Origin of the sequence: Pseudomonas soli (assembly GCF_900110655.1) — a bacterium.
Taxonomy (GTDB): domain Bacteria; phylum Pseudomonadota; class Gammaproteobacteria; order Pseudomonadales; family Pseudomonadaceae; genus Aquipseudomonas; species Aquipseudomonas soli.
The window spans coordinates 915,437-928,332 of the sequence record NZ_FOEQ01000001.1 but is presented as its reverse complement, the minus strand read 5'-3'; the positions used below and the strand labels follow the sequence as shown (position 1 = coordinate 928,332).

At 62.8% G+C, this 12,896-nt stretch carries 14 protein-coding genes; 9 read left to right on the top strand and 5 right to left on the bottom strand.

Annotation, left to right across the window (positions count from 1 at the left end):
• Positions 1-13: 13 nt before the first annotated feature.
• On the bottom strand, positions 14-1,867 hold the full coding sequence (locus BMY03_RS04305) for an Lnb N-terminal periplasmic domain-containing protein (protein WP_094010324.1): 1,854 nt from the start codon (positions 1,865-1,867) through the stop codon (positions 14-16).
• 78 nt (positions 1,868-1,945) lie between these two features.
• Positions 1,946-2,434 carry a DUF3015 domain-containing protein gene (locus BMY03_RS04300; protein ID WP_023630569.1) on the bottom strand — a complete coding sequence of 163 codons (489 nt, stop codon included), beginning with the start codon at positions 2,432-2,434 and terminating at the stop codon, positions 1,946-1,948.
• Between the two features lie 254 nt (positions 2,435-2,688).
• Between BMY03_RS04300 and BMY03_RS04295 the strand changes: the two genes are divergently transcribed.
• The 5 genes from BMY03_RS04295 (at position 2,689) to bamJ (ending at position 7,434) form a co-directional block, all read left to right on the top strand.
• Positions 2,689-5,127, top strand: coding sequence for a Lon protease family protein (locus BMY03_RS04295; protein WP_094010323.1), 2,439 nt, complete (start codon positions 2,689-2,691; stop codon positions 5,125-5,127).
• A 163-nt stretch (positions 5,128-5,290) separates the two neighbouring features.
• The gene (locus tag BMY03_RS04290) at positions 5,291-5,629 is read left to right on the top strand and encodes a PA4575 family protein (protein WP_023631147.1); all 339 of its coding nucleotides are present in this window, start codon (positions 5,291-5,293) and stop codon (positions 5,627-5,629) included.
• A 179-nt stretch (positions 5,630-5,808) separates the two neighbouring features.
• A complete protein-coding gene (locus BMY03_RS04285; RefSeq protein ID WP_023631146.1) occupies positions 5,809-6,297 on the top strand; it encodes a TIGR00645 family protein in 489 nt (162 codons plus the stop codon).
• 128 nt (positions 6,298-6,425) lie between these two features.
• Positions 6,426-6,731 carry a DUF6482 family protein gene (locus BMY03_RS04280; protein ID WP_023631145.1) on the top strand — a complete coding sequence of 102 codons (306 nt, stop codon included), beginning with the start codon at positions 6,426-6,428 and terminating at the stop codon, positions 6,729-6,731.
• A gap of 85 nt (positions 6,732-6,816) precedes the next feature.
• The gene (gene bamJ / locus BMY03_RS04275; protein ID WP_023631144.1) at positions 6,817-7,434 is read left to right on the top strand and encodes a BamJ family beta-barrel-assembly machinery protein; all 618 of its coding nucleotides are present in this window, start codon (positions 6,817-6,819) and stop codon (positions 7,432-7,434) included.
• A 127-nt stretch (positions 7,435-7,561) separates the two neighbouring features.
• Here the strand turns inward: bamJ and BMY03_RS04270 are convergent, their stop codons facing one another.
• From BMY03_RS04270 to BMY03_RS04260, 3 genes are all read right to left on the bottom strand, one after another.
• Positions 7,562-7,807, bottom strand: a complete 246-nt coding sequence (locus BMY03_RS04270; protein WP_038707330.1) for a PA4570 family protein — start codon at positions 7,805-7,807, stop codon at positions 7,562-7,564.
• A 151-nt stretch (positions 7,808-7,958) separates the two neighbouring features.
• Positions 7,959-8,300 carry a zinc ribbon domain-containing protein YjdM gene (locus BMY03_RS04265; protein ID WP_046857186.1) on the bottom strand — a complete coding sequence of 114 codons (342 nt, stop codon included), beginning with the start codon at positions 8,298-8,300 and terminating at the stop codon, positions 7,959-7,961.
• 153 nt (positions 8,301-8,453) lie between these two features.
• Positions 8,454-9,422 (bottom strand): polyprenyl synthetase family protein, encoded by a 969-nt coding sequence (locus tag BMY03_RS04260; RefSeq protein WP_094010322.1) that lies wholly within the window; start codon positions 9,420-9,422, stop codon positions 8,454-8,456.
• A gap of 244 nt (positions 9,423-9,666) precedes the next feature.
• On the opposite strand from BMY03_RS04260, the gene rplU reads away from it, so the two are divergent.
• From rplU to proB, 4 genes are all read left to right on the top strand, one after another.
• Complete coding sequence (gene rplU, locus BMY03_RS04255) at positions 9,667-9,981, top strand: 50S ribosomal protein L21 (protein ID WP_003247466.1); 315 nt, start codon at positions 9,667-9,669, stop codon at positions 9,979-9,981.
• Between the two features lie 37 nt (positions 9,982-10,018).
• On the top strand, positions 10,019-10,276 hold the full coding sequence (rpmA, locus tag BMY03_RS04250; RefSeq protein WP_003247464.1) for a 50S ribosomal protein L27: 258 nt from the start codon (positions 10,019-10,021) through the stop codon (positions 10,274-10,276).
• A gap of 188 nt (positions 10,277-10,464) precedes the next feature.
• Complete coding sequence (gene cgtA / locus BMY03_RS04245) at positions 10,465-11,688, top strand: Obg family GTPase CgtA (protein WP_023631407.1); 1,224 nt, start codon at positions 10,465-10,467, stop codon at positions 11,686-11,688.
• A gap of 87 nt (positions 11,689-11,775) precedes the next feature.
• Complete coding sequence (gene proB / locus BMY03_RS04240) at positions 11,776-12,894, top strand: glutamate 5-kinase (RefSeq protein WP_094010321.1); 1,119 nt, start codon at positions 11,776-11,778, stop codon at positions 12,892-12,894.
• Positions 12,895-12,896 lie beyond the last annotated feature (2 nt).

Here is a 12,896-nt window from a genome sequence, read left to right as displayed (position 1 = left end):
GCGGCCCAGGTGCTCAGTACTGATACCACTTCAACTCCAGCATCACCTCGTTCTGCGCCGTGGCCAGGTGGCTGAATTGGCGTGAAGCACTCAATCGCAAGCCCAGGTCGCGGCTGATCTCCCATTGCTGGTTAAGGCTCACGCTACGCCGTACTTCGCCGTTGGTGAAAAAATCACCCTTTGCCTCAAGCGTCAGGTTGCCCAGCGGGTTGCGCCACAGCAGCCCGCCGTTGAACCCGGCGGCGGGCGAGATTAACTCAGCGAAATCGTTGTGATGCTCGACCCGCACCGTGCCCAGGGCAAAGCCCAGCAAGTCGTCACCCAGTTGCCAGGTACCGCCGGCGCCGCCGTTGACATGGCTGACCAGCACCTCGTCGTCATGCTTGCCCGGCACGCGCTCCAGGCCGCCCGCGACCTGCCACGACCATGGCTTGAGCAGTTCGTTGCGCGGTGTCAGCGAGCGGATGGTGGCCAGGTCCAGGCGTTGTACCTGCCAGTCGTTGCCCTCGTACTGACGCAGCTTGAGCTGCAGGATCTCGATCTGCGCGCCGAGGGGGAAACTGTCCATGTTGTCGTTGAGGTCGTGGTAAGCCATGCGCAGGCCATACTCGGCGTAGGCGCGGTCCTCACGGGTACCCACCCCCAGTTGCCAGGTTCGCGACTGGTGGCCGTCCTCCGGCAGGCCGGGCCGCTCGATCTGCAATGGCGGCGGCGGGTTGCGGTTGATCGCCCTGAGCAGTTCATAGCTGCGGCCGGCCTGGGCCGGGTCGCGTTCCTGGCCGTTGGCGCGGTAGCGCTCCAACCGGTAGGCGGCGTCCTGTACCAGCGCCTGGCGGTCGCGGGGCAGGGCGGTGAAGGAGGGGCTCTGCAGCTGCGCGGTGTCGGCGCTGATGGCCAGCACCTGCTGCTTTTCCACGTGGTCCAGCGGCTCGGCACGGGCCAGCAGTTCACGCTCGCGGGACGGGCGGTAGCGCACGTCCGCCACCAGCCCGGACTGTTTCACCGCCTTCACGGTGTCGGTCGGGATGGCGGTCAGCGGGAACTGCGAGGTCAGGTCCAGGCTGGGGCGTGCCACCTGCAACAGCTCCAGCAGGCGATAGGAGCAATTTTCGTCGAAGAAGAAATAGTCGAACTTGATCTGCTTGAGTTCCCACACGTGCTCGACCATGCGCCCGGTCTCTTCTGGGGTCAGGTCCAGTTGATACTCCCACAGGTCACGGTTTTCCAGGCTGCGGTACTCGGACAGCTTTTCCTGGTAGGGCATCATCGCGAACAACCCGGGATAGCCGCCCATCAGGCCTTTCCAGGCATAGAGGATGCTGTTGTCGCTGCCCTCGATGTAGGCGCCGAAATTGATCGCGTAGCTCAGCAGCGTGGTGTCGTCACGCCGGGTATTGGACTGGTCGATGCGCAGCAGCGTATGGCCGAACATCGACGACGGGCTGTTGAGGTAGGCAGCCGGGAAGATCAGCGCCGCGCTGTGCGGGTCGATCGACTTGTACCAGGTATCGAATTCCTGGCAGGCCGGGCTCGGCAGGTCGGTGAGGGCCAGCTGTTCGCGCAGCCAGCGGGTCCGTGCCGGGAACACGCACTGGGCATGCTTGTCACCCAGGCTGGCCGGGGCATAGAGCGCGGCGACCGTTGCCTGCAGCTCCTGGTCCGGGTGATGCGCGCCATCCTCGGCGAGAAAGAAGCGCGGGTCGTCCACATAGCTGCGCCAACCGCCAAGCTTGGCAGTCTCGTAATGGCCGAGGGCGATCCAGTAGGGCGTGGCCGCCAACTGCTGGACGCGGGCCAGGTCAAGCTGTGGGGCGGCATGAAGCGGTGCGCTGACGATCAGCGCCAGGGAAGCGAGGCGTTTGAGCATGTCGGGCAACTACATCCTGATGATGCCTAAAGGTAAAGCGCCAAACCCGCCCCGCTGCCGGGGCGGGAGGCGTGGTACTCAAGCCTCGGTGGCGTACTTGGCCAACTGCGGGTCGCTCTTGAGCACCGCCAGGGTGTTGGAATGGACAGTCTCGGCAGTCACGTCGGCGCTGCTGAAGATCTGCTGGAAGTGCTCGTGGGTGACAGCGGCGAAATGCGCGCGGTCTTCAGGGGCTACACCTAGGACCACGGCATAGGTGGTCAGGGCTTCGCCCTGGCCCTGGGCCATGTCTTCGGAGAGCTCGTTCATCATGCCGTTCATGGCGAACCAGGATTTGCCGCCATAGGTGAGTGCGGCCTTGGTCGAGCAGCCATTGGTGCCCGAGGTCATGCCGAATGTTGCGTTGCCGGAAGTGCCGTTGGTGGTGGAGGCCAGGAAGTGGGCCGGCGTGCCGCGCTGGCCCTCGAACAGCAGGTTGCCCCAGCCGCAGTTCGGGCCGCCTGGCGCTTCAGCCATGGCGTTGATCGAGACAGCGGCGAACAGAGTACCCAGAAGAATCCGTTTCATAGCGATGTTCTCTTTCTCAAGTGACGTACCAATGGTCAGGTTTCTGGCAACGCAGTTGCCAGTGCGAGAGGATTTCCATCCTCCTGCGCAGCTTGGAGTTTAGGCACGATCCAAAGGTTGCGTTGTTTATTGCGAAAAATTGCTTGCGTGATGGCCAGGCTTGGGCTGTGACATAAAGTCCCACGGAGCCTTGCCGCTACGCGCTGGCAGCGCCAGAATGCCTTTCATCCGCCCCGCCGAAGTAAGGAAACCCAATGCCCGATCCTGTCGCCTCGCGCCTGCGTCTCGCGCCAGAAGCCCTGACCCGGCGTTTCTCCGCTGAACAGTTTGCTTTTTCCAATACCGACGATCTGGAGCCATTTCGTGGTGTGCTGGGCCAGGAACGTGCTGTCGAGGCCCTGCAGTTCGGCGTGGCCATGCCGCGTCCCGGTTACAACGTGTATGTGATGGGCGAGCCCGGTACGGGCCGTTTCTCCTTCGTCAAGCGTTACCTCAAGGCCGAAGGCAAGCGCCAGCACACCCCGGCCGACTGGTTGTATGTCAACAACTTCGAGGACTCGCGCGAGCCACGCGCGCTGGAACTGCCGGCTGGCAGCGCCCATGAGTTCATCAGCGACATGAACGGCCTGATCGACAACCTGTTGGCTACGTTCCCGGCGGTGTTCGAGCACCCTTCCTACCAGCAGAAGAAAAGCGCCATCGACCGCGCCTTCAACCAGCGCTATGACCGGGCACTGGATGTGATCGAGCGCGCCTCGCTGGAGAAGGATGTGGCGCTATACCGCGACAGCAGCAATGTCGCCTTTACCCCCATGGCCGATGGCAAGGCGCTGGACGAAGCTGAATTCGCTCAACTGCCTGAGCAATTGCGCGAGCGCTTCCACGAGGACATCGCCGAGCTCGAGGAGCGTTTGAACGAGGAGCTCTCCAGCCTGCCGCAATGGAAGCGTGAATCGAACAACCAGTTGCGCCAGCTCAACGAGGAGACCATCACCCTTGCTCTACAGCCGCTGCTGGCGCCGTTATCGGAAAAGTACGCAGAAAACGCCGCAGTGTGCGCCTATCTGCAATCGGTGCAGTTGAACCTGCTGCGGACTGTCGTCGAACAATTGGTCGATGACAGCAAGACCGACGCGGTGGCGCGCAAGATGCTCGAGGAGCAATACGCCCCCAACCTGGTGGTCGGCCACCCGGGCAAAGGCGGGGCGCCGGTGGTGTTCGAGCCGCATCCGACCTACGACAATCTGTTCGGTCGCATCGAATACAGCACCGACCAGGGCGCTTTGTACACCTCCTATCGCCAGCTTCGCGCCGGTGCGTTGCACCGCGCCAATGGCGGCTTCTTGATTCTCGAAGCCGAGAAGATGCTCGGCGAGCCCTTTGTCTGGGACGCCCTGAAGCGTGCCTTGCAGTCGCGCAAGCTGAAGATGGAGTCGCCGCTGGGCGAACTGGGCCGTGTCGCCACGGTGAGCCTGACGCCACAGATGATCCCGCTCAGCGTCAAGCTGGTGATCATTGGCTCGCGCCAACTGTACTATGCGCTGCAGGACCATGACCCGGACTTCCAGGAGATGTTCCGGGTGCTCGTGGACTTCGATGAAGACATGCCCATGGTCGACGAGAACCTGGAGCAGTTCGCCCAGTTGCTGCGCACCCGCACCAACGAGGAAGGCATGGCGCCGCTGACCAGCGATGCAGTGGCGCGCCTGGCCACCTACAGCGCGCGCCTGGCCGAGAACCAGTCGCGGCTGTCGGCGCGCATCGGCGACTTGTTCCAGCTGGTCAGCGAGGCCGACTTCATCCGCCAGCTGGCCAGCGAGAGCATGACCGACGCCGGTCACATCGAGCGCGCCCTGAAGGCCAAGGCCCAGCGCACCGGGCGGGTGTCGCAGCGGGTGCTAGACGACATGCTCGCCGGGATCATCCTGATTGACACCGAAGGCGCGGCGATCGGCAAGTGCAACGGCTTGACCGTGCTCGAGGTCGGCGATTCGGCGTTCGGCATGCCGGCGCGGATTTCCGCCACCGTCTACCCGGGCGGCAGTGGCATCGTCGACATCGAGCGCGAGGTCAACCTGGGGCAGCCGATCCACTCCAAGGGGGTGATGATCCTCACCGGCTACCTGGGCAGCCGCTATGCCCAGGAGTTTCCCCTGGCGATCTCGGCGAGCATCGCGCTGGAGCAGTCCTATGGCTATGTCGACGGCGACAGCGCCTCGCTGGGCGAGGCATGCACGCTGATCTCGGCGTTGTCGCGTACGCCGCTGAAGCAGTGCTTTGCCATTACCGGCTCGATCAACCAGTTTGGCGAGGTGCAGGCGGTCGGTGGGGTCAACGAGAAGATCGAAGGCTTCTTCCGACTTTGTGAAGCCCGTGGCCTGACCGGTGAACAAGGGGTGATCATCCCGCGTGCCAACGTCGCCACGCTGATGCTCGACGAGCGGGTGGTGCAGGCGGTCGAGGCTGGTCGTTTCCATGTCTATGCCGTCAGCCAGGCCGACGAAGCCTTGAGCCTGCTGGTGGGCGAGGAGGCCGGCGAGATGGATGACAAGGGCGAATTCGCCGAGGGCAGTGTCAACGCCCGGGTGGTCGAGCGCCTGCGGGTGATCGCCGAGATGATCAGCGAGGAAGAAATCAAGGAAGCCGAGAAAGAGCGCCTGGAGGAGGTCATCACCCAGGCCAAGCCTGCGTAAGTCAATAAACTGGCGCTAGCGGCGAAGTGCTACCGTTCAGCGCCAGTTTTCCAACTTTTTCCTTAGGTCGGCTACAGTGGAACTTAAGGACGTTATCAGGGTTCAGGATGGAAACAGCCTGAAGGTTTCAGGCTGAACAGGGCTTTACAGAGGGGACGCCGCCATGCGCAACCTCAGCCTCACCCGCCAGTGCCTGGGCCTGGTGACCCGCATCGAATGCAGCATCCGTCCGCTGGCCGGCGACAATGGCATGTGGACCTTGCTGTTCGCCGCCGGCATGGCCGGTGAACAACCCTCGGCGATCAAGGCCCAGGGCCCGTTCCACGGGCCGATGGTCGCCGAATCGGTGATGAATGCCATCGTCGACAGCCTCACCCTCCATGGCTATCAGGTCGCTGAAGATCCGCAGATCTGGTGCCTGCACCTGCAGGCGCAGTTGCGTCGGATCAATGGTGAACGTTGCCGGAACCTTGGGGATTATCAGTTCCATCCCGAAACCTGACCCAATGATCTCGTCGCCAGCAAGCTGTTACACACCTGACCTGTGGGAGCCGGCTTGCCGGCGATAGGGTATCGAGGATTTATCGGGCCTGCGGCAACTGACCGCAGGCTTTTGCTGTAACAGGTGGCTGGATATACTCGCGCTCGCTTTTCCAGTCACTTCAGAGTCCCTTATTGTCCATGGAACGTATCCTCGAAAACGCGATGTATGCCTCGCGCTGGCTGCTCGCCCCGATCTACTTCGGCCTCTCGCTGGGCCTGTTGGCACTGGCCCTGAAGTTCTTCCAGGAAATCATCCATGTCCTGCCCAACGTCTTCACCCTCGCCGAAGCCGACCTGATCCTGGTGATCCTGTCGCTGATCGACATGTCGCTGGTTGGTGGCCTGCTGGTGATGGTGATGATCTCCGGCTACGAGAACTTCGTCTCGCAGCTGGACATCGACGAGAGCAAGGAAAAGCTCAACTGGCTGGGCAAGATGGATTCCTCGTCGTTGAAGATGAAGGTCGCCGCATCGATCGTCGCCATTTCCTCGATCCACCTGCTGCGGGTATTCATGGATGCGCAGAACATCTCCACCGACTACCTGATGTGGTACGTGATCATCCACATGACCTTCGTCATTTCGGCATTCGTCATGGGTTACCTGGATCGCATCACCAAGCACTGATCCGTCTGCGCTCATCGCGGGCTTGCCCCGCGATGCTTTTCAGCTCCTGACGGATGGTGGCTTGTACTTTCAGCAGGTCTGTACAAAAAATGAGCACTCATGCGCGGTTCCCGCAGCGAGGTGCGTCCATGAACCTGCATCAGCTCAATTCCGAGGCCAGGGCTGGCCATGTCGACGAACTCAACCTGATCGCCATCGAAGGCGGCGATTATCTGTTGGAGGCCCGGATCAAAGGCCGTGCCCACCCCCTTGCCGACGCCCGTGGTGAACGCCTGAGGGTGCATTCGGTGGAGGATGCAAGGCAGCTTCTGCAAGCCATTCCCCAAGTGTCGATGAATCTTACCCATTGGTCCGTGCAAGACGAGATGTGCGGCATGGGCACGCACCCGGAAGAAGACCTCAAATTACCGATCTCCCAGCGATCGGCCTGGTAGCTGCTTCGCGCGGCGCCAGTGTGCTAGGCTGCTCGCCCTTTTCATCAGGGCGCGGATGCAGTGCGCCCTCAAGCGGAGCACGCCAATGTCCGAACTCAATCTGTCCACCGACGAATCCCGCGTCAGCTACGGCATCGGCCGTCAGCTGGGTGGCCAGCTGCGCGACAACCCGCCACCGGGCGTCAACCTGACCGCCATCGTCGCCGGCCTGACCGATGCCTTCAACGGCGCCGACAGCCGCGTCAGCGAAGAAGACCTGTCGGCGGCCTTCAAGGTCATCCGCGAAGTGATGCAGGCAGAAGCTGCTGCCAAGGCCGAAGCCGCCGCTGCCGCCGGCAAGGAATTCCTGGCTGACAACGCCAAGCGTGAAGGCATCGTGACCCTGGCCTCGGGCCTGCAGTACGAAGTGCTGACCGCAGGCGAGGGCGCCAAGCCGTCCCGCGAAGACAACGTGCGTACTCATTACCACGGCACCCTGATCGACGGCACCGTGTTCGACAGCTCCTACGATCGTGGCCAGCCTGCCGAATTCCCGGTTGGCGGCGTGATCGCCGGCTGGACCGAGGCCCTGCAACTGATGAATGCTGGCAGCAAATGGCGCCTGTACGTGCCGAGCGAGCTGGCCTATGGCGCTCAAGGCGTCGGCAGCATCCCGCCGCACAGCACCCTGGTATTCGACGTCGAACTGCTCGACGTTCTGTAATACCGTCGGGGCCGCTTTGCGGCCCATTCGCGTGCAAGCCCGCTCTCACAGGAACAGCACAAGACCTTAGGTCGTTGCGATCAGTGTGGGAGCCGGCTTGCCGGCGATGAGGGCAGGCCTGCTAAATTCAGTTCCAATCCGTTCCGCCCGGGCGCAATGCCCGCGCATAGCAGAACAGGAACAGGTTCCTCACCAGCTCCTTGAGCACTCCCGGCTCACTCGAATTCAGCCCCATGAGGTCCAGGTCGCCCTGGTCGCGCAGTTCATCGAGCGCGTCTTCCTCGAGCACGGCGCAGACTTCGCCAGTCTCGCGATGCAGGATGCGCAGGTAAGGGTGGGGGCGGTCGAGCCAGGCGTCGATGAGATAGGTCATGGCTACTCTCCTTGGATAGCGGTTCCAATGAGAATAATTCTTATTATTAGAATAGCAAGAGACTATTGGAAGATTTCTTCCGAATGGTCCCGGCGATCCTGTTGCAGGATCTGTCAGGGCCGCCCGTTGGGCAGCCCCGAGGGGCAGGCGATCAGACCTTGCGCACGAACTCAGACTTGAGTTTCATCGCGCCGATGCCGTCGATCTTGCAGTCGATGTCGTGGTCGCCGTCGCACAGACGGATGTTCTTGACCTTGGTGCCGACCTTGACCACCAGGGACGAACCCTTGACCTTGAGATCCTTGATCACGGTGACGGTGTCGCCGTCCTGCAGGACGTTGCCGACCGAATCCTTTTTCACCACGTCGTCGCTGGCGGCTTCGGCTTCGCCGTTGGCCGACCACTCGTGGGCGCATTCGGGGCAGATCAGTTGGGTGCCATCCTCATAGGTGTATTCGGAGTTGCATTGGGGGCAGGGTGGCAGAGTGCTCACGGCGTTTCCTTTCAAGTACAGGCGGTTAAAGGCGCACATTGTATAGGGTTTAGTGATTTCCTGCACAAAAGCATCGCGGGGCAAGCCTGCTCCCACGCCATGATGTGCTGGCGTGGGAGCGGGCTTGCCCCGCGATAGGGGTGATGCGATGTGTCAGTGCGTACGCGCTACGGCAAACTCGCTCAGCTCTACCAGTGCATCCCGGTACTCGCTGGCCGGCAGCACTTCCAGGCAGGCAATGGCGCGAGCGACGTAGTCGCGGGCCATCTGCGCGGTGTAGTCCAGCGCGCCGGATGCCTCGACGGCGAGGCGGATCTGCTCCAGGTCCTCCAGGCCACCCTTCTGGATCGCCTGGCGTACCAGAGCGGCCTGCTCCGCGGTGCCTTCGCGCATGGTGTAGATCAGCGGCAGGGTCGGCTTGCCTTCGGCCAGGTCGTCGCCGACGTTCTTGCCCAGGGTCTCGGAGTCGCCCTTGTAGTCGAGCAGGTCGTCGACCAGCTGGAAGGCCACGCCCAGGTGGTCGCCGAAGGTACGCAGGGCCTCGCGCTGCGCGTCCGTGGCGCCGGCCAGGGCGGCGGCGCTGTGGGTCGAGGCTTCGAACAGCATCGCGGTCTTGCCGCGGATGACGTCCATGTAGATTTCCTCGGTGGTGCTGGCATCACGCACGCGCGACAGCTGCAGCACTTCACCTTCGGCGATCACCCGTGTGGCCTTGGAGAGGATCTGCATGACCGGCATCGAGCCCAGCTCGACCATCATCTCGAACGAGCGCGAATAGAGGAAGTCGCCCACCAGCACGCTCGGCGCGTTGCCCCACAGGGCGTTGGCGGTGGAGCGGCCACGGCGCATGCCGGACATGTCGACCACGTCGTCGTGCAGCAGGGTGGCGGTGTGCAGGAACTCGATGGTCGCCGCCAGCAGGCGCAGGTCGTCGCCCTCGCGGCCCAGGGCCTTGCCGCACAGCAGCACCAGCAGGGGGCGCAGGCGTTTGCCGCCGGCGGACGTGATATAGTCGCCGATCTTCGATACCAGCGGCACGCGCGAGGTCAGCTGCTTCTTGATGATCTCGTCGACGGCGCTGAAGTCATCAGCTACCGCGCGGTAGAAGGTTTGGGGTTGCATCGGCTGCTCCATTGAGGTTGCGCGGCATGCTAGGTCGCAGGTACCGGTGTGTCAAGGCGCGGTGGCCGTGGCCCCGGGCCGGTACTTGCAAGCATTTATGGGGTTGCGTACAATCGCGCACCCTAACTTCCTGGGCAGCACCTGCCTTACGCAATTGCACCGGGCCGTTCCAGCCCTGTGCAGCCATGCCAGCCAATACTCATCATATAAAGCGCTGGGTGAGCAGGATTATCGGAGAAATACCATGTCTTACGCAGTAATCGTTACCGGCGGCAAGCAGTACAAAGTCGCTGAAGGTGAATTCCTCAAGATCGAAAAACTGGAAGTCGCCACTGGCGAATCCGTGACCTTCGATCGCGTTCTGCTGGTCGCCAACGGTGAAGAAGTCACCATCGGCGCTCCAGTTGTTGCTGGTGCTAAAGTAGTGGCCGAAGTCGTTTCGCAAGGCCGTCACGACAAGGTTCGCATCATCAAGTTCCGTCGTCGTAAGCACCACATGAAGCGCATGGGCCACCGCCAGTGGTTCACCGAAATCAAAATCACCGGTATCCAGGCTTAATCGCCCCGATCCCCTGAATTTATTGGAGAATTGAACCATGGCTCACAAGAAGGCTGGTGGTAGTACTCGTAACGGTCGCGACTCAGAATCGAAACGCCTTGGCGTGAAGATGTATGGCGGTCAGGTCATCAAACCTGGCAACATCATCGTCCGTCAGCGCGGCACCGAATTCCACGCTGGCTACGGCGTTGGCATGGGCAAGGATCACACCCTGTTCGCCAAGATCGAAGGCGTGATCAAGTTCGAGAAGAAAGGCGAGTTCATGCGCCGTTACGTGAGCATCGTCGCCGCTTAATCGCGACGTCGCTCCAGAAGCCCCGTCATGCGACGGGGCTTTTTCGTTTGTGGTGAGCCTCTTGCAAAGCTGTTTGTCTGGGCTGCCGGCGTTGGTTTCTGATTCGTACGGGGCCGCCGCGCTCATTTTTGCAAGAGCCTCATGGTTTTCTGGTTTTCGACTCGTCGTCCGACGAGAGGCGGTTTTGAATGAAGTTTGTAGACGAAGTATCGATCCGGGTAAAAGCCGGTGACGGCGGCAACGGTTGCATGAGCTTCCGCCGCGAGAAATTCATCGAGAACGGTGGCCCCAACGGCGGCGACGGCGGTGACGGCGGCTCGGTGTACATGGTGGCCGACGAGAACCTCAACACCCTCGTCGACTATCGCTATACCCGCCACCACGAGGCCCAGCGCGGCCAGAACGGTGGCAGCACCGATTGCACCGGCAAGAAGGGCGAGGACCTGTTCCTGCGCGTGCCGGTCGGCACCACCGTGATCGACGCCTCCACCCAGGAAGTGATCGGTGACCTGGTCACCCCGGGCCAGAAGCTGATGGTCGCCCAAGGCGGCTGGCACGGCCTGGGCAACACCCGTTTCAAGTCGAGCACCAACCGTGCGCCGCGCCAGACCACCCCAGGCAAGCCGGGCGATCAGCGCGACCTGAAGATGGAAATGAAAGTCCTGGCCGACGTCGGTCTGCTGGGTCTGCCGAACGCCGGCAAGAGTACTTTCATCCGCTCGGTTTCGGCCGCCAAGCCGAAGGTCGCCGACTACCCGTTCACCACCCTGGTGCCGAACCTTGGCGTGGTCAGCGTCGACCGCTGGAAGAGCTTCGTCATCGCCGACATCCCTGGCCTGATCGAAGGCGCCTCCGAAGGTGCCGGCCTGGGTATCCGCTTCCTCAAGCACCTGGCCCGTACCCGCGTGCTGCTGCACCTGGTCGACCTGGCGCCGCTGGATGGCAGCAGCCCGGCCGACGCAGCCGAAGTGATCATCAACGAGCTGGCGCAGTTCAGCCCGGCGCTGGTCGACCGTGAGCGCTGGCTGGTGCTGAACAAGGCCGACATGATCATGGACGACGAGCGTGACGAGCGCGTCAAGGAAGTGGTCGAGCGCCTGAACTGGGATGGCCCGGTGTACGTGATCTCGGCTATCGCCAAGCAGGGTACCGAGAAGCTCAGCCATGACCTGATGCGTTACCTCGAGGACCGCGCCGACCGCCTGGCCAATGACCCGGCCTACGCTGCAGAGTTGGCCGAGCTCGACCAGCGCATCGAAGACGAGGCCCGCGCCCAGCTGCAGGCCCTCGACGACGCCCGCACCCTGCGTCGCACCGGCGTCAAGAGCGTGCACGACATCGGCGACGATGACGACTGGGATGATTTCGAGGACGATGAAGACGGCCCGGAAATCATTTACGTGCGCGACTGATCGGTTGCAGTACACTAAACGCCGCTCTCTGGAGCGGCGTTTTTGTATCCAAGGTATCTACAGATTCGACATAGGTTGGAAGAGAAGATGCGAAGCAAGGTGACTGGCGCCAAGCGCTGGGTCGTGAAGATCGGCAGCGCGCTGCTGACCGCCGACGGCAAGGGCCTCGACCGTGGCGCCATGGCGGTGTGGGTCGAGCAGATGGTGGCCCTGCGTGAAGCGGGCGTGGAACTGGTGCTGGTCTCCTCCGGGGCCGTGGCGGCGGGCATGAGCCAGCTGGGCTGGACCACGCGACCGAGCGCGATGAACGAGCTGCAGGCCGCCGCCTCGCTTGGCCAGATGCGCCTGGTGCAGGCCTGGGAGTCGAGCTTCGGCGAACACGGCAAGCACACCGCGCAGATCCTCCTGACCCACGACGACCTCTCCGACCGCAAGCGTTACCTCAACGCCCGCAGCACCCTGCGCACCCTGGTAGACCTGGGCGTGGTGCCGGTGATCAATGAGAACGACACCGTGGTCACCGACGAGATCCGCTTCGGTGACAACGACACCCTGGCGGCGTTGGTGGCCAACCTGGTGGAAGCCGACCTGCTGGTGATCCTCACCGACCGCGACGGCATGTTCGACGCCGACCCGCGCAACAACCCCGAGGCCCAGCTGATCTACGAAGCCCGCGCCGATGATCCGGCGCTGGATGCCGTGGCCGGCGGCACCGGCGGCGCCTTGGGCCGTGGCGGCATGCAAACCAAACTGCGCGCCGCGCGCCTGGCCGCCCGTTCTGGTGCGCATACCATCATCATCGGTGGCCGTATCGAGCGCGTGCTCGACCGCCTGAAGGCCGGTGAGCGCCTGGGCACCCTGCTGTCGCCTGAGCGCGGCATGCTCGCCGCGCGCAAGCAGTGGCTGGCCGGCCATCTGCAGACCCGTGGCACCCTGGTGATCGACAACGGTGCCGTGAAGGCGCTGCGCGAATCGAACAAGAGCCTGCTGCCGGTCGGCGTGAAGACCGTGCAGGGCAGTTTCCGCCGTGGCGAGATGGTGGTCTGCGTCGGTCCCGACGGCCTGGAAGTGGCCCGTGGCCTGGCCAACTACAGCGCCCTGGAGGCGCAGAAGATCATTGGCCAGCCGTCCGATGCCATTGAGGGCCTGCTGGGCTACAGCGCCGAGCCTGAGCTGGTGCACCGCGACAACCTGGTGTTGGTCTGAAG